Source organism: uncultured Tenacibaculum sp. (assembly GCF_947494125.1).
Classification (GTDB): Bacteria; Bacteroidota; Bacteroidia; order Flavobacteriales; family Flavobacteriaceae; genus Polaribacter.
Genome location: NZ_CANLTU010000002.1, coordinates 684,408 through 706,367, shown reverse-complemented (window position 1 = coordinate 706,367; position 21,960 = coordinate 684,408). Strand labels below are relative to the sequence as shown.

Here is a 21,960-nt window from a genome sequence, read left to right as displayed (position 1 = left end):
TAAATGATTGAAACCCTTATCTCTTTTGTTTTGGCTACGGCTACGTTAGCATTTTCTCCAGGTCCTGATAATATTTTTGTGTTAACACAAAGTATAGTAAATGGTAAAAAATATGGATTAGCTACAGTTGCTGGTTTAATGACTGGGTGTATAATTCATACTACTTTAGTAGCATTTGGAGTTTCAGAAATTATTAATCAGAATCCTAAACTGTTTTTAGTAATTAAACTATTAGGAGCTGGATATTTATTGTATTTGGCATATCAGGTATATAAAAGTGATGCTAAAATTGCTTTTTCAACAGAGAATGTAGAGAAAAAATCAACATTTGAATTGTTTAAAAAAGGATTTTGGATGAATGTTTTAAATCCGAAAGTAACTATATTCTTTTTAGCTTTCTTTCCACAATTTTTGTTTTCAGATAGTTTGTCAAATGTGTTACAATTCTATGTTTTAGGAGGTTTATTTATACTTACATCATTTATTATATTTTCTACGATTGCTATTTTAGCAGGAGCAATATCAGAATCAATAAAAAAGAATGCCCAAATAGGTGTTTACCTAAAATGGGCACAAATTATTGTTTTTGTAGGGATTGCAATTTTAATTTTATTATAAAACTACCAGTTTTCCCTTTTTATTAGGTTTTCAATATGTGCATAATGATGGTTACAATGCCATGCATAAATTGCTATATTTTCTTTTAAACCAACTTCTTCGTTCCCGTCTGGGTGAATAAAAAATGTATTTAAATCATCTTCAGTAAGTCCATTTAAAAAATATACCCACTTTGCATGTAAGGCCTTTAAAGAATTTAAAGATAAATCAATAGGAGCAGACTTAGAATCAAATAATTCAGCCCAACGATCTTCATAGTATGCTTTTATAATTGGTTTGTTTTCAGTTAAAGCCCATTTAAATCGAGTATAAGAATTATGATGACTATCAGCACAATGATGTATAACTTGCCTTATAGTCCACCCACCTTCTCTGTATGGCGTATCCAATTGTTTTTCTGATAAATTACAAACTAGAGCTTCTAATTTTTTCGGAAATTTTACTAAAGTTGTAAGCCATTCAGAAATATGGTTTGGTGAAATTTTAGCAGGAATATTGGGCTTGCCAATAGGATACTTTAAATGTTCCATTAATTATCTTCTTTTTCAGTAATTCTTTTTAAAGCTCTACGAGAACTTCTGTTCTCAGGATTGATAGCTAAAGATTTTTTATAATATTCAATTGCTTTTACTGTGTCTTTCATTTTTAAATAAGCATCACCGGTACTATCATAAGTATTAGAACTTTTAGGATATAGTTCTATATTAATTTTAAATATACTAATTGCCTTTTCAAAATCATTTTTAGATAAATAACGATACCCTAAACGATTTAAATTACGTTGTCTTATTACTGGATTTAAGCTATCTTTCTTTCTAATAGATTTATAACCATTTAAAGCTGCTTCAAAATTATTTTCGGCTAAGTATTCACTTGGAGTTTTTTCACCTTCTTTAAGCTTGTTAAATACATAAACATTGTCTTCATGTTCACGTTTTTTAGCTAATTTAATTCTGTTTTGTTCTGTATTGAAAATTAATTTTTCATTTAATTCACGAGCATAAAAAGTACTGTCATTAATTTTAAGCGGCTCTAAGTCTTGATTACGCCAAGCTATAAATAATTTACCTTCATTAAATTTTACTTCAATAATTTCATCAGCATTAAAAAAATAACGTCCTGATGCAGTTTTAATAAACTCGTCGGTGTTTTTACTTGTAGTACAGTTGGTTAGTAATAAAAGAATAGTAATAAATAATAGTTTAGTTTTCATTGTTAGGATAGCTTTTTGTAAAAATATAATAATATGACGACTCAATTAATAAATAGTTACAAGTTTATAATAAAGATTTAGTTGGCATAACAATTGACTTATATAGTTAGTGAAAATAACATAATTACATGTATTGTGTTATTTATCAAATATTTACGATTTTTAAAAGTGCATTTTATATAATTTGTTATAAAAATAAAATGTCACTATGACAGATATAAAAGATATGAGCAAATCAAAAATAATACATTTAGACAATTTGTCGCTTCAGGATGCATTTAATGAAAATTCTGAATTAATTCCATTATTAACACCTGAAGATGAAGAGTTAATAAACAATGAAGAAGTACCTTCAGAGTTACCAATTTTACCTCTAAGAAACACAGTATTGTTTCCTGGTGTAGTAATACCAATAACTGCGGGTAGAGATAAATCTATTCAGTTAATAAAAGATGCTAACAAAGGAGATAAGGTAGTTGGAGTAGTAGCACAAAAAAATAGTGATGTAGAGAATCCTGGATTGGATGATATTCATAAAACAGGAGTTGTAGCTCAAATATTAAGAGTTCTTAAAATGCCTGATGGTAATACAACTGTAATTATTCAGGGTAAGAAGCGTTTTGAAATTGATGAAATTATCCAGGAAGAGCCATATTTAAAAGCGAAAGTTCATGAGGCAATTGATGAGCGAGAGGTAGATGATCAAAAGGAATTTAATGCGATTATAGAATCAATTAAAGAGTTAGCATTAGAGGTTATTAAAGAAAACCCTATGTTACCTTCAGAGGCTTCTTTTGCTATAAAGAACATTCAGTCAAATTCATTTTTAGTAAATTTCATTTCTTCAAATATGGAATTGAGTGTTACTAAAAAGCAGGTATTACTTGAAAAAGATAACTTAAAAGAACGTGCTCTTTTAACATTAAAAAATTTAGATAAAGAACTTCAAAAATTACAATTACGTAATGATATTCAATCTAAAACAAGATCAGATCTAGATCAACAACAGCGTGAATATTATTTACACCAACAGTTAAAAACCATTCAAGATGAATTAGGTGGCGTTTCTCATGACCAAGAATTGGATGAAATGAGAATAAAAGCTAAGACAAAAAAATGGAATAAGGAGGTTGCTGAAACATTTGAGAAAGAAATAAATCGTTTAAAACGAATGAATCCTCAAATGGCTGAATATGGTGTGCAACGTAACTATTTAGAGTTAATGTTAGAATTGCCTTGGAACGAATATTCTGAAGATAAATTTGACTTAAAAAAGGCTCAAAAAATACTAGATAGAGATCATTTCGGGTTAGAAAAAGTTAAAGAACGTATTATAGAACATTTAGCAGTTTTAAAATTGCGAGGAGATATGAAATCGCCAATTCTTTGTTTATACGGGCCTCCAGGTGTTGGTAAAACGTCATTAGGGAAATCGGTAGCAGAAGCGTTAGGACGTAAATATGTACGTATGTCATTAGGAGGTTTACGTGATGAAGCAGAAATACGAGGGCATCGTAAAACATATATTGGTGCAATGCCAGGTCGTTTAATTCAGAATATTAAAAAATCAGGAACTTCAAACCCTGTATTTGTATTAGATGAAATAGATAAGTTAAGCCAGAGTAATCAAGGAGACCCTTCTTCAGCAATGTTAGAAGTACTAGATCCAGAACAGAATACTGAGTTTTATGACAATTATTTAGAAGTAGGTTACGATCTTTCTAAAGTATTATTTATTGCTACAGCAAATAATTTAGGACAAATTCCTTGGGCATTACGTGATCGTATGGAGATTATTAATGTTACAGGATATACAATTGAAGAAAAGGTAGAAATAGCTAAAAAGTATTTATTCCCGAAACAATTAAAAGAACATGGGTTAACTACTGAACATTTAACGGTTGGTAAAAAACAAATAGAAAAAATTGTTGAAGGTTATACGCGTGAATCTGGAGTTCGTGGTTTAGAAAAGCAAGTTGCTAAAGTAGTGCGTTTTGCAGCAAAGTCGATAGCAATGGAAGAGGAGTATAATGTTACTTTAACAAATGAAGATATCGAAACTATTTTAGGACCAGCTCGTTTAGAACGTGATAAGTATGAAAACAATGATGTTGCAGGGGTTGTAACTGGCTTAGCATGGACTAGTGTTGGTGGAGATATTTTATTTATAGAATCTATTTTATCGAAAGGAAAAGGAAATCTTTCAATTACAGGAAATTTAGGTACTGTAATGAAAGAGTCTTCAACTATTGCTATGAAATATATAAAATCAAATGCTGAAGAGTTTGGAATAAAACCAGAGGTTCTAGAAAAGTATGATGTACATATTCACGTACCAGAAGGAGCAACACCTAAAGATGGTCCGAGTGCGGGTATTACGATGTTAACATCGTTAGTATCTGTATTTACACAACGTAAAGTAAAAAATAAGTTAGCAATGACAGGTGAAATTACTTTACGAGGTAAGGTATTGCCAGTTGGTGGGATTAAAGAAAAAATATTAGCCGCCAAAAGAGCAAATATTAAAGAAATAATTCTTTGTGCGGAGAACAAAAAAGATATTGAGGAAATTAAAACTAGTTATTTAAAAGGATTAACATTTTACTATGTAACAGAGATGAGTGAAGTTATAGATTTAGCTCTTACAAAGCAGAAAGTAAAGAATGCTAAAAAGCTAGTTTAGTTGATAAACATTAAATAAAGAATAAAAACAGGATCTATATATTATTTAGATTCTGTTTTTTATTTTATAATAAATACAAATATTGTTATTATACCAATTGTATGTTTTTTTCAGAGAAAGATTCTAATTCTTTTTTATGATAAAAGTTGGTGTCGAAATTAGTAGAGGAGAGGTAATTAATAATATCAGCAGGATTAATTTCTTCAATATTTTCTTTTTCATGTAAATCAGGAAAACACGATATAAAAAACTTTTGAATATGAGCAATGAGTTTAATTAAATCTTTACAATATACAGAAGGGTTATTAAAACCTTTTTCTTTACTATAACGATGAACTAATCTACCACCTTTGCAAACTTCCTGAATAGGACATTCTTGACATTGCTTACATAGTTTAGAGGTGAAGTTATTAAAATATAATTTACCTAAAGAGGTTTCTTCTATATCTTGAAAAGTATTTTCCTTAATATTGAAACCTGTTTTTGTAAAGCCATGGCCACATGCCTTTAAAGAATCTATAGCTTCAATTTCTCCGTTTGTTTCTATAATTAATACAGTAGATTCATTTGTAGAACTCTCATTAATCATAGTTAAAGAATTTAGTAAGCCTAAAAACATTGGTATTTTAAAACGATTAGCGTCATTAGTCCATATATCAAACAATTCAATTAGCCAATCACCCATAACTGTTTCATCTTTATTGAAAGGATAATTGTTATGTGTATAATCAGGAATTAAGAAGTTTACATAACTCACATCCATTTTTTTAAAGCTATTGTATATTTCTAAAGGAGTATCATTTATATTAATAACACATGCTATATCTGCAAAATTCATTTCATTATTTAATAGCGTAACACCTTTAAAAACATCATCATAACTACCATTTCCTTTATGATCTACTCTAAACATATCATGTGCTTTTTTTGTGCCATCTACACTAACGCTAGGAGAAATATTTAATTCTTTAAATAAATGTATCCAACTTTTATCTAAAAGAACCCCATTGGTTTGTATGTCAAAAGAAAAAACTACATCATTAAGTTCGTCTTCTATTTTTTTTACTTTAGTTACAAAATCTATATAAAATTCTTTAGGCGCGAGTAAAGGTTCTCCTCCATGAAATAGAAAAAAAAACTCTTTTTTATTATACTGTTGTATATATGTTTTTGTTTTATCTATAATATTATCAACGATTTCTGTTGACATAAATTTTGGTTGACTTTTATAAGTTGTGTCTCCTAAATTGTACATAAAACAATATGAACAATTAAGGTTGCATCTACTGGCAATTTTTATAGCTAAAGAATTAAAATCCATGGTTCGTTATTTATTAATAGAGAACAAGGAAATTATAAAATATTATAATCTCCTTGTTAAGTTTTAAATGTAATGTTAGACTCTTACATAATCATGTACATGATCTGCTTCTATAAACCTAACGCATTTACCTAATCTATCACTCCAAACCAATCCATTTGGACATCGTTTACCTCCACCACCAGTAGGAATATAAATAATATCATCAGCAGGCACACCTATAGCACCACCTCTAATAGGCGATAAATCGTTAATTTCTAAGTTTGAAAATTTTTCAATTCCTTTAGATAAAAAAAATGTTTTTTTCATTGTATTAAAATTTAGTTAGTATGCTTACTCTGGATTCATATATAGTTTTAAGTATCTACATTTTCAGCTTCCTATAGATATAATTAGTTTCTTTTTTTCTTTGTTATTTTACTATTGAGCAATGTTTTTAAAATGAAAAATATTTACATAGCAAACTTAGTAGGTCTACAGATACAGTACCCTAAAGATTGACTATAAGTAGGTACTTCGTTTTGTGTACAAGCAACAGGGTTTGGTCCCCAATTGTTTCTATTATTGCACCAGAATGGAGAACCTGGACCACCTCCATTAATTGATTTTTGTGCTGTTTTATTTAAAACAGTTCCTAAAGTTGAAATTGATTTTAACATAATTTATTGGTTTAATTTTCCCTTACTCTAATTTTTATGCTTTTCAGGTTTCGCATTGTTTTCTATTCACAAATATTGAATGTTAAATATGATAAATGAAGAAAAAGAGGTTGTCATTTATAAAAAAGGGAGGTACTATTTTAAAATTATGGTATTAAAATATAGTATGTAAGCCCTTGTTTTTTAGCATGTTTAAGGGAGGTTGTCGTGTTTGAGTAAGATTAAGTTATAACAACGATAAAAAAATATAAATTGACCCAACTTAAATCAATTAATTATGAAGTTATTATCAATTAATACATTGGAGTCTTTTAAGCTTACAAGAATTGAGCAAAAAAATATCGTAGCAAAAGGAACTAAACTAGAAGGAGGCCCAGATACTGATGGAGAAGAGGATTGTATGCCACCACCTCCTGGTAGTTCAAATGAAAAAGGAAAATACTGTATTGACCTTCCTGCAATAATTTAAAAATTAAATAGTAATTTCCTTATCAATTTTTTCTATAAATTGATAAGGAGTTATTCCTGTATATTTTTTAAAAATCCGAGTAAAAGACTTAGCATTTTTATAGCCTCCAATTTCACCTATAGCTTGTGTTGTATACGCTCTAATTTTTTTGTCTTTACTCAATCTATTTATAATGTAATTAATTTTAAGTTCGTTAGTATAATCACTAAAACTCATTTGTTTATACTCCTTAATTACTTTAGAAAGGTATGTAGTGTTTGTGCCAATTTTTTTAGCAGCATTGTATAAATTAAAATCGTCTTTTAAAAAATATAATTTCTCTTCAATTTTATACAAACCTTTAATAATTTGTTGGTGCTGTTCATCTTTTATTTTTATATCATTTGCAGAAGTAAATTCTTTTTCTTCTGAAGAAATGCGAGTAAGTAAATCGTTTAACCTTTCTTTCGTTTTCTTTTTTTCTTTAATATTTTTAAATACAAAAGCGCTACTAAATATTAATATTATAATTAAAAGAATAAGCGTAATTTTATAATAAAAAGCCTTTTTATTATTGTTTTTATTTAGGGCACTAATTTTTTTTGCAAAATTAATTTCTTTAGCAGCTTTGTAAGCTTCTTTAAATTGTTGCTTTTCTCTTGTAGATATTTTATTATACGCTTTTAAAAAAGAATTTAAATAATAATTAGCAGAATCACTTTTTTTCTGAATAAGATAAATTTTTGAGAGATAATTATTTATATGCATATAATTATAATCCAATAAAGTATCGTTCTTTATATGAAGCGCCTTTAAAAAATTACTTTTAGCATTTTTTAAATCACTTGCCATATAATAATTAACACCAACATTATAATGCCCTTTGTATAGATAAGAGTGTGATTTATAATTTTGAAAAATATGTAAGCTTTTCTCAAGAAAAAAATTAGCCTTTGAAGACTCTTTTTTTAAAGAGTAAATAGTACCGATACCATAATAAATTCTACCATAGTAATAAGAATCTTGCTTGAAATTATTATTTTTAAGTACTGAATTGTAATAGTGTAAAGAAGAGTCCGCATATTGTCGTTTCAGAGTATCCTTTTTAAATAATGTAGCATAAATTGCGCCTATATTTAAAGCAGTTTTATACTTATTTATATAATATTTGCTTCCTAGCTTTTCTTTATTTGTTTCTATAAGAAAACTTTTTTCTTTACTTTTTAGAAGTGCTTCATTTAACTCTTCCATGTCTTGATATATTAAAGCAATATTTCCTTTTATTTTAATGGTTCGTTCAATATCCTTTGCTGCTAATGCATAATTCTCAGCTTTACTATAATTATTTAATGCAGTTTTTGTTAATCCTCTTCTTTTACTGGTGTTACCTAATAAAATATGAATATCAAATAAAATGCTGTAATTCTTTTTTGTTATAGGAATTTTAGGAAGGTATTTAGTAATGCTATCTTTAAAAAAAACAAGATCCACCTGTTGCTTTTCTCTTGTTTTTAAATATTCAATAGCAGCATATGCAAATGTTTTATATGGGATATTATTAGCGTTAATCATTTTATCCATGTAAAATAAAGTACTATCTATTCCTATTTTTCTATTTAAATAAAACTTTTTTTTCAATTGATCTAAATCAGTTTGACTGAGTGTTTCATTTTGTTGAGAAAATAATAATGAATAAGAAAAAAAAGCTAAAAGCAGAAAGTAGAAGAGTTTTTGCATAAGACAAGGAATGCTATGAAAAGTTAGTTATTGCAAAATATAAAAAATATATAAAAAAAGACTAACATTAAGTTAGCCTCTTTTTTATTAATTATTTTTTTTGTTTTTTACTATGTTATTTGGTAGTTAGATAGGAAAAATTATAGCTAACACCAAAGTTTAAAAAGCTACTACTTAAACTACCTCCACGAGCCTTAACATAACCTAAACCAGCTCTTAAATTAAGTTTATCAGTCAATTTATAATTAATACCAGCACTTGGTTTTACAATAAGGCCTTGTCCTGTACTAATTCCACCACCTCCAGCTGCACCAGCTAATGCTTGCACAAATAAAGAAGTAGTATTATTGAAAAAGGCATTAGATTGTACACCTAAACCAACAATTCCTTCAGCATAAGCTCCTGCATCACCAAAGTTAGCAAATGAAGTTTGTCCAGTTCCATAGATATATTTGTTTAAGAAAAAATTAAACTGTAATGAAATTTGATGCATGTTTTGATTAATTCCAGTGTCTCTTGCTGCATTTAAATAAAGATCTTGTTTGATAATAGCTTCTAAGCCTTTAAATTTTGCAGTTGAAAATGATTTGTTTTTAGATTTAATACCATCTTTATCAAGATAGTATTTTAACCCAAAGCCAAGAGTAGAGGAGGTAAAATGACTATCGGGACTCATTAAATATCCTTTGTTAATAGAAGCGTAAATATTATCAAATAATTTTTGTTCTATAGAAATATCAGGGTAAATTAAAAAACCTCCTTTTGTGTCTACACCGCCACCGCCTCCTGCACCAACACCGAATTTAGCTAATATATTTGTTCTATTTTTATTCATTGAAAAATGATATCCACCCCCTAATAAAATATCCATATAACCAGCTTTAATTCCATGATAGGCACCATCAGCTTTTACAAAAAAGAAAATATTATTATTCAAATAGGAGTTAAACTCAAAACCTGCTAAACGTATTGTTTTTCCTTTTAAATTACCTTTGGTAACAGAAAGATTGTTTAGATGTACTAATAGAGATGCTCTATTAGTTTTTTGATCCCAAGAACTATTTTTAAGATTATCTATAGAAAATGATTTTTCTCTTTCTTTAAAACTAGTTAATTCAAATGATAAAGGAATCTGTATAGCTATATTAAACTGGCTACTTTTAATAGCGCCTTTATCAAAAAAGTTAATATAACTATAACCTGCAGTTGTTGAAAAATACTTAAAATCATATCCTAAATTTAAGTGAGGTAAAATAAAAGCCCCCCCGCCATCAGGAGCAGAAGCACCTCCGCCACCTCCAAAATGAAAACCTGTGTCTATAAATAAATTTTCAGTTATTTTTTTTTGAATACCGGCGTTAATACCTAAAGTAAAAAAACCTCCTCGAATACCACCTACAGCACCATAAAAACCTAAACCAGCATAGCTCCAATCATTTAGTTTTAAATTATAATGGAGTCCAGTGAAATCCATATTCTTTTCATTACCAGGCATCTTTATAGATAGAAAATCTAATTGCCCAAAACCTTTCTGGGTTTCTTTTAAAGGAGTTGTAGTTTGAGCATAAAAAAAATGAACACTCATCATTAAACATAATATGAGTGTTCTTTTACTAATTTTATTTAGCATTAAATATTTATTTTAATTGTGTATTTTTTGACGTTTTCCATCAACATAAGAAGCCACAAAAGCATCTTTAAATCCAACTTTAATTAATTCGTTTTTAAGGTTTTTAGCCTCTTTTAAAGTAGAGAATAAACCTAAAGAATATTTAAAGTATCCATCAGAACTTGTAACTGTTGAAGGAATTGTTTTTGATGATAATAAAGGATGTTTACTTTTAGAAAAAACACCTATTTGTACAGAATATATAGTTTCTCCTGAAATATTTTTATTTGTTTCAGAAGCAGCTTTTTCTAAACTTTTTGTGCTAATTCCAGATTTGGCATTAGATTTAGCTTTTCTTTTAGCTCTTGCTTGTGCTCTTTTAACACTATCTAATACTCTAATTCCTTCATTTTTCTTTATAGTAGCTATTTCATCTGTTGAAGAAAAAGAGCCTCCTCCATTACTATTATTGTAAAAATAATAAGCTGCACCCAATGATGCACCCAATAAGAGACCTAATACAATAGGAATAATTTTAGATTTCTTTTTAAAAGAGTTGAATTCATCTTGAGTCTGAGTTAATTCATTTTCAGCTTCTTCTCTTTTTAATTTTGAATTGTCTAAGTCTTCTTGAATTAACTTAAACTTTTCTTCTTCTATGAAAGGCATAACTATTGGTTAATTAATGTTAAATTATTTTACTAAAATACAAATCTTTTTTAATTAGCTCTTTTCAACAGTTATTATTACTGTTTTAGAGGCTGGAGTATGACTAATTCTAGCTTTACTTTGTATTGGAACTAAAACATTTGCTTCAGGAAAATATGTAGCAGTACATTGCTTTGGTATACTATATGGAATAACTAAAAAACCATTAGCGATTCTTTTTTCACCTTGAAAATGACTTATTAAATTTACACGATCAAGTTTAGCTAGGCCTTGACTCTTCATGTCGTCTGGATTCATGAAAACAACTCTGCGTTCGTTTAATATACCTCTATAACGATCGTTTAATCCATATATAGTTGTATTATATTGATCATGTGTACGAATAGTCATTAACATGTATTGATTATTTTCTAAACTTATATCAGAAGGTAAATTTGTTGTAAAATTAGCTTTTCCGGTTAATGTAGGGCTGTAATTATTTTCTCTTGCATTATTAGGTAAATAAAAACCTCCTTTTTTTCGAACTCTTTGATTATAATTATCAAAACCAGGAATTGTAGCTTCAATTTTATTACGAATTAAATCGTAATTTGTAATTAATGAATTCCATTTAATTGTAGGGTTTGTAAAAGTAGCTTCTGCAATACCAGCAACAATGGCAGGTTCGCTAAGTAATTTAGTAGAAGCAGGAGATAGGTGACCACTAGATTTGTGAACTACCCCCATTGAGTTTTCTACAGAAACAAATTGCTCTCCACTTTCTTGTATATCTTTTTCTGAACGACCTAAACATGGTAAAATTAAAGCTTGCTTTCCATGAACTAAGTGGCTTCTATTTAGTTTTGTAGATACATGAACTGTTAAATCGCAATTTCTTAGTGCTTCTGCTGTATATTCGGTATCAGGTGTAGCAGAGATAAAATTACCTCCCATACCTATAAAAACCTTTGCTTTTTTATTATGCATGGCTTCGATAGCAGCAACTACATCATAACCGTGTTTACGAGGAGCATTAAAGCTAAATTCTTTTTCTAAGTTATCTAGGAAACTGTCTTTAGGTTTTTCCCAAATCCCCATCGTTCTATCTCCTTGTACATTTGAATGTCCACGTACAGGACAGGTACCAGCTCCTTTTTTTCCAATACTACCTTTTAATAATAGTAAATTAACGAGCTCTCTAATATTATCTACCGCATTTTTATGTTGGGTTAATCCCATAGCCCAACAAATAATAATTTTATCGTTATTAATTATTAATTCTGTAGCTTCTTTAATAGATTCAATGGTTAAACCTGTTTGCGGTAATAACTCATCAATAGTATAGTTATCCAACTCATTTAAAAACTGATCTATACCATGTGTTTTTTCTTTTATAAATTGGTGATTGAAAACAGTATTAGGTTGCTCATCTTCTTTTTCTTTCATCAATTTCAAGATGATTTTTAATAAAGCTACATCTCCGTTTATTTTTACTTGTAGAAATAGATCTGTTAATTTATCACCAGACCCTAACCATTTTAAAGGATTTTGCGGGTCCACATAATTCATTAATCCAACTTCAGGTAATGGATTAATTGTCATTATTTTTCCACCGTTCTTTTTAGTATCCTTCAAAGCGGTAAGCATTCTTGGGTGGTTGGTTCCAGGGTTTTGCCCAATAACGATAACCAAATCAGCATGATTGAAATCATCTAATGTTACAGAACCTTTTCCTATTCCAAGAGTTTCAGATAATGCACTACCACTACTTTCATGGCACATATTTGAACAGTCAGGTAAGTTATTTGTTCCAAATTGACGTACAAATAATTGGTATAAAAAAGCAGCTTCATTACTTGTTCTGCCCGACGTATAAAATATACCATCGTTTGGAGAGTTTAATATATTTAGTTCTTTTCCAATAAGGTTAAATGCGTCTTGCCATGAAACTTCTTCATAATTATCTGATCCTTCACGTAAAATCATAGGATGTGTGATACGTCCACTTTTACCTATTTTAAAATCTGACCATTCAGACATTTCTTGAACAGAATGTGTAGCAAAAAATAGGGGAGAGACTCTATTCTTAGTAGCCTCTTCTGCAACAGCCTTCGCTCCATTTTCACAATACTCTGCTAAAAAAGCTCTCTTTTCATCAGGATCTGGCCATGCACAACCTGGGCAATCAAAACCATTTATTTGGTTTATATTTTGAAGTAAGCTAATTCCTTTAGAAACTCCTGTTTCTGAAAAAACATGATTCAATGCTGATTTTATAGCTTTTGTACCCACAGCTTTTTTAGGAATATCAATAAGTTTAATTCCAGTTAAGTCTTCTGGCGGTTGGGCGTGTATTTTTTTATCACTCATAATTTATATATTGAGGATTAGAATATATAGTCATTTTGTCGTTTCTACTGAAACCGATTAGGCAAATTCCGAATTCTTTTGCAAAATCAACAGCCAAAGATGAGCAAGCTGAAACAGCCATAATAATTGGAATTTTTGCCAAAAAAGCTTTGGAAACAATTTCATATGAAACACGTCCACTAACAAGCATATAATTAGCTTGTTTTAAAGTGTTTTTAGAAATTAAAGCTCCAACACATTTGTCTACTGCGTTATGTCTCCCTATATCTTCTTTAACTGTTAAAAGTTTTTGTTTTTTATTAAATAAAGCACAAGCATGACTTCCTCCAGTTGTTTTAAATAAAGTCTGTAATTTACTCATTTCTAAATACATTGATTTATTTATCTCAACAGATTCTTTAAGTGTGTGATTTAAGGGTTTTCCATTTGTATTTAAGTCTTTAATTTCTTTTTTTCCACAAATACCACATGAAGAAACGGATAAAAGAGTACGCTTATTTAAGTACCCATTACCTAACTTTTCTTTTGGTATAGTAACATTTAAAATTGATGAAAAGTCTTTATTTATTTCAACAGAATCAATTCTTAATTCATCATTGCTTTTATAAATATCTTCAGCGTATAAAAGTCCTCTAATAAGTTCTTTGTCATTACCAGGAGTTCTCATTACAACAGTGTAAGATTCCTCGTTAATATTTATTTGAAGTGGAGCCTCGATAACAAGGTTATCTTCAATTTTAGATACGTGTTTGTCTGATAATTTTATGGATTGGTAAGTACTTGCTTGTTTCATGCTATAAACAAATGTACTTAAAAGTAAGGTAATTGAAAAGCCTTGTTTGAGGTCAAGGCCTTTCGGTATGTTTTATTACCCCTTATAAACAAAACACACCCAGATAGGGCAACCTTCTTTTAACTCAACGGAAAAGGATAGAATATATTGTGATTTCTAATGTTAGTTTTTTGAACATTCTATTATAATTAACTCATTGTTAATGTTTTTTGTAAAAAACAGATAAGTTTCTCCACCATCTTTTATTTTAGTTTCTGTTCGAATTTGAGCTACTGTTTTGGGAAAGTTTCGTATACTAATATTAGCTTTATCTAATTTTAATGTTTTTTTAATTTTCTTTTTATTATATGAATGAATGTTATTAATTTTAAATATTCTACCTGGAAAGTTTGCTATTAATTTTTCAGATGTATACAAGTGAGAATGTTGTTGTAATTTATTTATTTTTAATTGATAAGAAACTTCATTAAACCCCCCTGATTTTAAAATAGCAGCGTTTGGTTCATATAAATAATTTTGTGGTATTGAATATATCGACTCGTTGTTGTTCTTATAGGTAAAGTTAAATTCTTGATTATTGTTTTTTAGTAAGTTATGTGTTTTTACCTGAATTGATTCTTTATAGTTTTTTTCTAATATAAATAGAAGCTCTTTCACTTCATTTTTGACAGAAATAATATGTATTTCTTTGATAAATTTTAAATCATTAATTGTAGATGTTATATCTAATATTGGAGAATTTTTAATTAATATAGTGTTAGCTTTTGTAAATAGAAAATCAAGATTTTCAGGTACGTTAGGTAGGCAATCTTTTAACAGGAACACTTTCCCTTTTACATCATGCCTTCTTGATGGGTCGATATAAATACAATCTAGTTTTCCATTAAATTGTTTTAAAAAATCAATTCCATTTTTAGCTATAGTTTTAATATTGTTTACACCTAGTTTTTCATAGTTGTATTTAACTATTTTAGATAGTTGTTCATTAATTTCACAGTGAATAACATTTTTAAATATTTTAGAAAAAGCTAAACAATCTACACCAAAACCACCTGTAAGATCAATTATGGTATCTCCAGAAATTAAATTTGATTTATATTCTGCTGTAATTTCAGATGAAGTTTGTTCAATACTTAGCTTTTCAGGGTAATAAATATCTTTAGTATTAAACCATTGAGGTAATTTCTTTTCCGACTTCTGCTTTGCTAAAATTTGATTAGCTAATTCTTGGATAGTGATGTTTTCAAAAGGGCTCCCTTTAAAAATCAGTTTATTAATATCTGTTTTTAAGTTATTTTGAATGAATAACTGAACATTTGGTTGTAAAATAGCTTTGTTCACTGTAAAAAGAAGATATATTAATATTTAATTGTAACCTTTCACATTCCCCATGTCTAGAGTTCCTATTGAAAGTTCATGTTTTGTGGGTAAAACTGCTCCAGATTGTGTTGTTGTCCAATCATTCCAAGAAGCTTCCATACCGCCAGTTGGTATAATTGACACCCACATTTTATAAGCAATAGGTTTGTAGTTTTCATCTAAAATCCACAAATAGGAATCTCCTGGAGTTGTGCCTCCAGTTATATAAGTTACCATAAGTGCGTCTTTGTTTTCATGTTGCACTATTTTACGCTTAATTCCTTCTTCAAAAACTTTATAAGGAGCTACTAACCAAAAACTATCGTTGTTAAAAAAATCTGTAGCTTTTTTTAATATTTTAGAATCCTCAACTTGTTTGTTATTGATAAAAACTTTACTGTTAGGTATATTTTTAGTTTCTAAAAAAACTTTATTCTTGCCCCAAGAAACTTCTACAATGTTGTTTTTCTTATTCCATTTATAAAAATGTTTACCTCTAAAACTCCATTCTATAAAATGTGTATTTTCATAAGCTTCATAATTTAATGCTTCTAACATTTTTGTAGCTAATACATCGGCTTCTTTATTGCTGTTTCCTTCAGGTAAGCTTTCATTACTCATAAAATAAAAAACAGTTAGGCTAATAATTAAAAACAAGATTATTGTACCTAATATTCTTAAGATTTTTTTCATGTTTATTGTAATAATTGTTGAATTTCTACTGCTAGTTTATCCGCCGCTTGTGGATTATTTCTGAACCATAATTCTGGCTCTATTAATTCTAATTCAGCAATAGCTAAATTACCATTATTATCTGTAAAAATATCAACTCTGGCATAAATTGGTGTCTCACTACACGCTTTTATGGCTTTCTTAGCAAATTCAATCTCAGCTTGAGTAGGTGTGTAATTATAAACAGAACCTCCAAAGTCGTCTTGAACCCTAAAGTCTCCTCTTTTAGCTTTTTTTAAAACTGCATGTGTAAATTTTCCGTTGATTAATACTAAAGAAATTTCGCCTTTTTCTGTTATATTGTATTGAAAAGGCTGAATAATCATTGCTTCATTACTGATTAATTCGGAGAAAATTTCTTCATGCTGAGCTATGTTATTTTTATTGATTTTATAAGTGTGTCTTCCCCCACCAGAAACACAAGGCTTTAAAATAAATTCAGAAAGTTTAAATTCTGTAGCTAGTTCTTGTAAGTTTCTGCTTTCTGAAGTTTCTAAAAAATAAGATTCACAGATATTAACCCCTTTATTTTGCAAGTCTAATAAATAGTGTTTGTCTACATTCCATCTGATAATATTTTCAGAATTCAACATGGTAGTTTGCTTACTTACTTTATTTAACCAGTTTGAAAATTCTGAATAACAATTTTGGTAATCCCAAGTTGATCTAAAAAGGATGAACTTAGTTTTAGACCAATCAAAACTTGTATCATCCCAAGATAAACGGAGAGTTTTTAAACCAAGTCTTTCTAAAGCTAGTTTGACATAATTATCTTCATCTAATACGTTTTGTATAATGAGGTTATTTTCTGTAGATTTTAGATGTTTATTATCAGTTAGAATAATTACGTCGAAAGCATTCATAATTTAATTTATTTCGAATAGAATAATTGTGTGAAATAATAATTTCCTGAACTATTTTTTTCTACACCAATACCAGTATGACTATAATTTCCTTCTATGTTTTTTCTATGCCCATTGCTATTTATCCAGTTTTGAACAACTTGATTGGCTGTTTTTTGATGTGAAGCAACATTTTCTGCAGCTCCTATGGCGTTGTCTAAATTTTGTAACTCTTTAAATCGATCATCAAACTTATCGTGGCTAATCTTTTTTACATTTATCATGTATTTTGTATGCTTCAACGCAATTGAAGATGCATCTTTACTAAAGATAAGTTGAGATTTACCTTTGCTAACTCTATATTTATTAATAAGTTCATGAATTTCTTGAGTTATAGAAGTGTTTTCTTCTGAATTTAGATTATCTGAAGAATCACTACTACAAGAAATAAAGAAAAAGGTCGCTATAAGGGTAACAAATGTGTATTTAAACAACATAAATAAGTATTTAGGGAATTAATAAAGCTAGCTAAAATACTATTTATTTTGGATGTAATAATCTGTAACATGCTTAGGAACTTTAATTCCTTTTTTTAATTTATCATCAGAAATAGGAGGCAAGGCTATTTGTTTTAAAGGTACTAAACCAGCCCATACATCTAAATCATAATCCTCAGGTTCATCAGCTACACCTACATCTCTAATTTTAGCAGAAGCAGTTTCAATAGTCATTTCTACAACCATTGTTCTATCTAATTCTTCCTTGTGCATTGGACGTATTCCATCCCATCTTCCTTTCATCATATGCTCCATAAAGCAAAGTAATGCAGTATCTTTTTCATCTGGGTTAGTAATTTTTTTTACTGAACCAAAAAGAGTGGCTGATCTGTAATTTACTGAGTGATGTAATCCTGAACGAGCAAGAACTAAAGCATCTAAATGCATTACAGTCATGCTCATTTCCTTTGCTTCTAATAAGGCCAAAAGCATTCTGTTAGCTTGAGAACCATGTAGGTATATTTTATTTTCTTTTCTTCCATATGCCATTGGTAAGGTGATAGCTCCGCCTTGATATACATAGCTTACATACCCAATAAAACCTGCATCTAAAATAGTATTGATTTTTTCAACATCATATGTTGCTCTATTCTGACCACGTTTTACTCTGTTTAATTTTGATTTTGAATATTCTTTCATAATGCTATTTTTTTAGAGAATACTATATTGTCATATTCTTTTCCATTGACTATGAAATTTAATTTTCCTACGTTTTTAAATTGATTCTTTTGATAAAACCTGATAGCTCTTTCGTTTTTTACGTAAACTGATAACCACATCGTGTCTAACTGCAAATCTTTTGATTTTTCTTCCAGAAAAGTTAAAAATTGTTGACCAATTTTTAATGGAATAAATTCATTTAAGATGTAAATTCTTTCTAATCGACAATTATTTAAAGAAGTAATAGTTTCATGAGTTCCGTTTAAAACTAATTTAGCATAACCAACAGGCAAATCATCTACATAAACGATGTAGAAAAGATTATTTGGGTGATTTAAATCTAGTTTTGTTTTTGAAATAGAAAAAGCTTTATTATTGTATTCAAATAAATCTTTTTTATCATCTATAAAATGCCCATGAGATTCTGTGTAAGTTATCCTTCCTAGTAAGGCTAAAACTTCTGCATCAGCTTCTTCTGTTTTTCTAATGTGAATCATTTTATCTTTTTTTTGGGTGTATATTTTTGAATGTTTTCGAATTGATTCTAGCTTTTTCTAACTCCTTAGGTTTAAAAAGTCGTTGAATTGAAGCTGGGTATTTTTCAATCATTTTTGAAGGGCGAATAGGTCTTTCAATAAAATTTCCCGAACAACTTGGGCAAACGTTTTCAAAAACTTCTAAAGCACAAGTTTTACAGTAGGTGCATTCAAAAGAACAGATCATTGCTTCGGTAGATGTGTTTGGTAAATCTTTATTGCAGTGTTCGCAGTTTGGTCTAATTTCTAACATTATAAATAGCGTTCTTTAATAATTTCTATATGCCATATACTATGTCCTAACAACACAAAAGCACAAGCTCTTGCAGATATTTTAGCGTTACTTGCTGTTCCAATATTTTGTAGATTTTCATCAGAAATACTGTTTAGTAAATTCAATGAATACAGACGTGTCGTTGTAAATTCATGTATTAATTCTTTAATAGATTTTGTATTTGCTAGAGATGGTGATATGTATATATCTTGATCAAACCCAGCCAGTGCTGTAGTGTCATTCCTGGCAATACGTAAAAAACGATACATGAAAATTCTCTCAGTGTCTATAATGTGTTGTAGCACTTCTTTAATACTCCATTTTTCTGGCTGATAACGATATTCTAATTTGCTTTCTGGTATTGAAGTAAAGAAATCAATAACCATGTTTTTATCTTCTTCAAAACCTTTAGCAAGGTTCGTTTTGTTAGAAACCTTATTAATATATCTCGAAAAGTATTCGTTGTATTCAGTGCTTTTTAAATCTTGTCTAATCATGTTTGCTGTTTTGTTATCCAAAAATACTATTTTTATGGACTATTATGTTGGTCCAGAATAAAAACAATAAATAGTCCAGATGTTTCCTTATAAAACCAGTTTTAAAGTTAATCGAAGTTGTAAAGAACCGTTGTATTTACAATTTGCAAATCAATTTATAAATTTTATAAAAGGAGGAAAACTTTCATCTGGAACAAAATTGCCAGGAACGAGAAGTTTTGCTGATTTATTAAATGTGCATAGAAAAACAGTTGTAGCTTGTTATGAAGAATTAGCATTACAAGGATGGGTTGAAAGCATTCCTAAAAAAGGAACATTTGTACATAGTAATTTGCCTTTACTTAATACAACCAGTATTGTAAAAGAAAGTATAAAAAGGGAGAAGTTAAAAACAGGATTTTCTTTTTATGAAAATAACGAGTTACTAAAAAAAAGAGAAACAGAATTAGTCGATAATATATATATAAATGATGGTACTTCTGATGGGAGATTAACACCTGTAGAAGAAATAGTAAGGACTTATAGGAGGATAGCATCAAAAAAAAATATTTATAAAGAGTTAGGTTATGGGTCTACCTACGGAAATAGTAAACTAAGAGAAATATTAGTTAGTTATTTGAATGAAACTAGAGGCTTGCGAATTTTAAAAGAAAATATATTAATTACTCGTGGAAGTCAAATGGGAATTTGGTTATCATCAAAACTATTATTAAAAAAAGGAGATAATATTGTAGTTGGAGAAACTAATTACGGATCTGCAGACACAACTTTCTTACATCAAAAAGCTAATTTATTAAGAGTGCTGGTTGATGAAAACGGAATTGTAACCGATGAGATAGAAAAGCTTTGCCAGAAACAGCAAATTAAAGCGGTATATGTAACTTCTCACCATCATCACCCAACAACAGTAACATTATCGGCAGAAAGAAGGATTCATTTATTAAATTTAGCAAAGAAGTATATTTTTGCTATTATTGAAGATGATTATGATTACGATTTTAACTATAATCATGCGCCCATATTGCCTTTAGCTAGTCACGATACGAATGGAAATGTTATTTATATAGGGTCTGTATGCAAAACTGTGGCACCTGTTTTTAGAATTGGTTATTTAATTGCTTCTAAAGAGTTTGTTGATGAAGCTTCAAAACTGCGAGGTTTTGTAGATAGACAAGGAGATGCACTTCTTGAACTTACTTTTGCAGATTTTATTAAATCCGGAGATTTAGATAGGCATATTAGAAAAGTATTGAAGATTTATAAATTGCGTAGAGATTTATTCTGTAAACTTTTAAAAGACGAATTAACTGAATATTTTCAATTTGAAAAGCCTAAAGGAGGTATGGCAGTTTGGGTACGTTTGAATAAAAAATATTCATGGAATCAGGTTTCTGATGAAGCAAAAAAACATCAATTAGAAATAGGAGAGTGGCAACGATACGATATGGCAAATACAAAGCACAATGCTATTAGAATGGGATTTGCTAGTTATAATGAAGGAGAAATTTATGAATTAATTTTTAAGTTAAAACTAATATTAAAATCTTTATAAAGAAGCTTTAATCATTCTGTCGTTGGTTAAGAAATCTTTACGTAATTCAATATTTATAAACCCTTTTTCTTTAAGCATATCCATAGTTTCTTTTCCTAAATACTGATTGATTTCAAAAAATAAAATTCCATTTTTGGTTAAATGATCTTTAGCTAAATCAGCAATTTTACTATAAAATATTAAGGGATTATTATCATCAACAAATAAAGCTAAATGAGGTTCATTTTCTAAAACGTTATTTTTAATCTCCACCTTTTCAAGGTTTCTTACATAGGGTGGATTTGAAACAATAACATCATACAATTGAGGTAATTCTTCAGTTTCTAAAATATCCCTCCTAATAAAATTAATAATAACATTATTTAACTGAGCATTTTGTTTGGCTATTTTTAAAGCATCATCAGAAATATCAATAGCACTCACATTAGCACTTGGTAAGTTCTTTTTTAAGCTAATAGGGATACAGCCAGAACCAGTACCAATATCAATGAAATTTAATTTTTTTTCTTTTTCTGTAGTGTTTAAAACCCATTCTACAAGTTCTTCGGTTTCTGGACGAGGAATTAGTGTATGCCTATTTACGTTAAATGGTAGTCCATAAAACTCGGTCTTTTCAATAATATATTGAATTGGTTCTTCTTTACCTAGCCTTTCTAGTGCGATATTTAAAGCTTTTTCTTTTTCTGTAGAAATTTCAAAATCAGGTTTCATGATCATGTCAATTCGCTGTAACCCCAAATACTCTTCAATTAAATAGGAGAAAAAGGTGTCTATTTCTGTTTTAGGATAAATTGAAGATAGTTTATCTGAGAAATAAACTTTGTATTGTTTAAGCTGCATCTTATATAGGGT

At 28.9% G+C, this 21,960-nt stretch carries 23 protein-coding genes; 4 read left to right on the top strand and 19 right to left on the bottom strand.

The window, feature by feature from the left end; all coding sequences use genetic code 11:
• Window positions 1-3: 3 nt before the first annotated feature.
• Window positions 4-618 carry a LysE family translocator gene (locus tag Q0881_RS06845; protein WP_299158093.1) on the top strand — a complete coding sequence of 205 codons (615 nt, stop codon included), beginning with the start codon at window positions 4-6 and terminating at the stop codon, window positions 616-618.
• Window positions 619-620: 2 nt separating this feature from the next.
• Here the strand turns inward: Q0881_RS06845 and Q0881_RS06840 are convergent, their stop codons facing one another.
• Window positions 621-1,148 (bottom strand): YfiT family bacillithiol transferase, encoded by a 528-nt coding sequence (locus Q0881_RS06840; protein ID WP_299158091.1) that lies wholly within the window; start codon window positions 1,146-1,148, stop codon window positions 621-623.
• On the bottom strand, window positions 1,148-1,831 hold the full coding sequence (locus Q0881_RS06835; RefSeq protein ID WP_299158089.1) for a tetratricopeptide repeat protein: 684 nt from the start codon (window positions 1,829-1,831) through the stop codon (window positions 1,148-1,150). Before Q0881_RS06835 ends, Q0881_RS06840 begins: the two co-directional genes overlap by 1 nt.
• Window positions 1,832-2,039: 208 nt before the next feature.
• On the opposite strand from Q0881_RS06835, the gene lon reads away from it, so the two are divergent.
• Window positions 2,040-4,514: an endopeptidase La gene (gene lon / locus Q0881_RS06830; protein ID WP_299158087.1), complete on the top strand. Its 2,475-nt coding sequence runs from the start codon at window positions 2,040-2,042 to the stop codon at window positions 4,512-4,514.
• Between the two features lie 88 nt (window positions 4,515-4,602).
• On the opposite strand, the gene Q0881_RS06825 is transcribed toward lon, so the two are convergent.
• The 3 genes from Q0881_RS06825 to Q0881_RS06815 all read right to left on the bottom strand — a co-directional run bounded on the left by Q0881_RS06825 (window position 4,603) and on the right by Q0881_RS06815 (window position 6,494).
• Window positions 4,603-5,835 (bottom strand): radical SAM protein, encoded by a 1,233-nt coding sequence (locus tag Q0881_RS06825; protein WP_299158085.1) that lies wholly within the window; start codon window positions 5,833-5,835, stop codon window positions 4,603-4,605.
• Between the two features lie 75 nt (window positions 5,836-5,910).
• Window positions 5,911-6,144 (bottom strand): hypothetical protein, encoded by a 234-nt coding sequence (locus Q0881_RS06820; RefSeq protein ID WP_299158083.1) that lies wholly within the window; start codon window positions 6,142-6,144, stop codon window positions 5,911-5,913.
• A 143-nt stretch (window positions 6,145-6,287) separates the two neighbouring features.
• On the bottom strand, window positions 6,288-6,494 hold the full coding sequence (locus Q0881_RS06815; protein WP_299158081.1) for a hypothetical protein: 207 nt from the start codon (window positions 6,492-6,494) through the stop codon (window positions 6,288-6,290).
• Between the two features lie 277 nt (window positions 6,495-6,771).
• Between Q0881_RS06815 and Q0881_RS06810 the strand changes: the two genes are divergently transcribed.
• Window positions 6,772-6,963 carry a hypothetical protein gene (locus Q0881_RS06810; RefSeq protein WP_299158080.1) on the top strand — a complete coding sequence of 64 codons (192 nt, stop codon included), beginning with the start codon at window positions 6,772-6,774 and terminating at the stop codon, window positions 6,961-6,963.
• A 3-nt stretch (window positions 6,964-6,966) separates the two neighbouring features.
• Here Q0881_RS06810 and Q0881_RS06805 read toward each other — a convergent pair whose 3' ends face one another.
• From Q0881_RS06805 to Q0881_RS06745, 13 genes are all read right to left on the bottom strand, one after another.
• Window positions 6,967-8,580 carry a helix-turn-helix domain-containing protein gene (locus Q0881_RS06805; protein ID WP_299158078.1) on the bottom strand — a complete coding sequence of 538 codons (1,614 nt, stop codon included), beginning with the start codon at window positions 8,578-8,580 and terminating at the stop codon, window positions 6,967-6,969.
• Window positions 8,581-8,794: 214 nt separating this feature from the next.
• A complete protein-coding gene (locus tag Q0881_RS06800; protein ID WP_299158076.1) occupies window positions 8,795-10,309 on the bottom strand; it encodes a hypothetical protein in 1,515 nt (504 codons plus the stop codon).
• Between the two features lie 12 nt (window positions 10,310-10,321).
• Window positions 10,322-10,957 carry an SPOR domain-containing protein gene (locus tag Q0881_RS06795; protein ID WP_299158074.1) on the bottom strand — a complete coding sequence of 212 codons (636 nt, stop codon included), beginning with the start codon at window positions 10,955-10,957 and terminating at the stop codon, window positions 10,322-10,324.
• 54 nt (window positions 10,958-11,011) lie between these two features.
• Window positions 11,012-13,306: an FdhF/YdeP family oxidoreductase gene (locus Q0881_RS06790; protein ID WP_299158072.1), complete on the bottom strand. Its 2,295-nt coding sequence runs from the start codon at window positions 13,304-13,306 to the stop codon at window positions 11,012-11,014.
• On the bottom strand, window positions 13,299-14,099 hold the full coding sequence (gene fdhD, locus Q0881_RS06785; protein ID WP_299158070.1) for a formate dehydrogenase accessory sulfurtransferase FdhD: 801 nt from the start codon (window positions 14,097-14,099) through the stop codon (window positions 13,299-13,301). The genes Q0881_RS06790 and fdhD overlap by 8 nt, the downstream gene beginning before the upstream one ends.
• Before the next feature lie 162 nt (window positions 14,100-14,261).
• Complete coding sequence (locus Q0881_RS06780; protein ID WP_299158068.1) at window positions 14,262-15,440, bottom strand: RsmD family RNA methyltransferase; 1,179 nt, start codon at window positions 15,438-15,440, stop codon at window positions 14,262-14,264.
• Window positions 15,441-15,464: 24 nt separating this feature from the next.
• Entirely contained in the window at window positions 15,465-16,151 is a 687-nt protein-coding gene (locus tag Q0881_RS06775) for a hypothetical protein (protein WP_299158067.1), read from the bottom strand.
• Between the two features lie 2 nt (window positions 16,152-16,153).
• Complete coding sequence (locus Q0881_RS06770) at window positions 16,154-17,053, bottom strand: hypothetical protein (protein ID WP_299158065.1); 900 nt, start codon at window positions 17,051-17,053, stop codon at window positions 16,154-16,156.
• 8 nt (window positions 17,054-17,061) lie between these two features.
• A complete protein-coding gene (locus Q0881_RS06765; protein ID WP_299158063.1) occupies window positions 17,062-17,529 on the bottom strand; it encodes a CAP domain-containing protein in 468 nt (155 codons plus the stop codon).
• 39 nt (window positions 17,530-17,568) lie between these two features.
• Window positions 17,569-18,228 carry a pyridoxamine 5'-phosphate oxidase family protein gene (locus tag Q0881_RS06760; RefSeq protein ID WP_299158061.1) on the bottom strand — a complete coding sequence of 220 codons (660 nt, stop codon included), beginning with the start codon at window positions 18,226-18,228 and terminating at the stop codon, window positions 17,569-17,571.
• Window positions 18,225-18,746: a GNAT family N-acetyltransferase gene (locus Q0881_RS06755; protein WP_299158059.1), complete on the bottom strand. Its 522-nt coding sequence runs from the start codon at window positions 18,744-18,746 to the stop codon at window positions 18,225-18,227. The genes Q0881_RS06760 and Q0881_RS06755 overlap by 4 nt, the downstream gene beginning before the upstream one ends.
• Window position 18,747: 1 nt before the next feature.
• Window positions 18,748-19,038, bottom strand: coding sequence for a DUF1272 domain-containing protein (locus Q0881_RS06750; protein ID WP_299158057.1), 291 nt, complete (start codon window positions 19,036-19,038; stop codon window positions 18,748-18,750).
• A complete protein-coding gene (locus Q0881_RS06745) occupies window positions 19,038-19,556 on the bottom strand; it encodes a DinB family protein (protein ID WP_299158055.1) in 519 nt (172 codons plus the stop codon). Before Q0881_RS06745 ends, Q0881_RS06750 begins: the two co-directional genes overlap by 1 nt.
• Before the next feature lie 79 nt (window positions 19,557-19,635).
• On the opposite strand from Q0881_RS06745, the gene Q0881_RS06740 reads away from it, so the two are divergent.
• Window positions 19,636-21,108, top strand: coding sequence for a PLP-dependent aminotransferase family protein (locus Q0881_RS06740; protein WP_299158053.1), 1,473 nt, complete (start codon window positions 19,636-19,638; stop codon window positions 21,106-21,108).
• Here the strand turns inward: Q0881_RS06740 and prmC are convergent.
• On the bottom strand, window positions 21,103-21,948 hold the full coding sequence (prmC, locus tag Q0881_RS06735) for a peptide chain release factor N(5)-glutamine methyltransferase (RefSeq protein ID WP_299158051.1): 846 nt from the start codon (window positions 21,946-21,948) through the stop codon (window positions 21,103-21,105). The genes Q0881_RS06740 and prmC overlap by 6 nt on opposite strands.
• Between the last annotated feature and the right edge of the window lie 12 nt (window positions 21,949-21,960).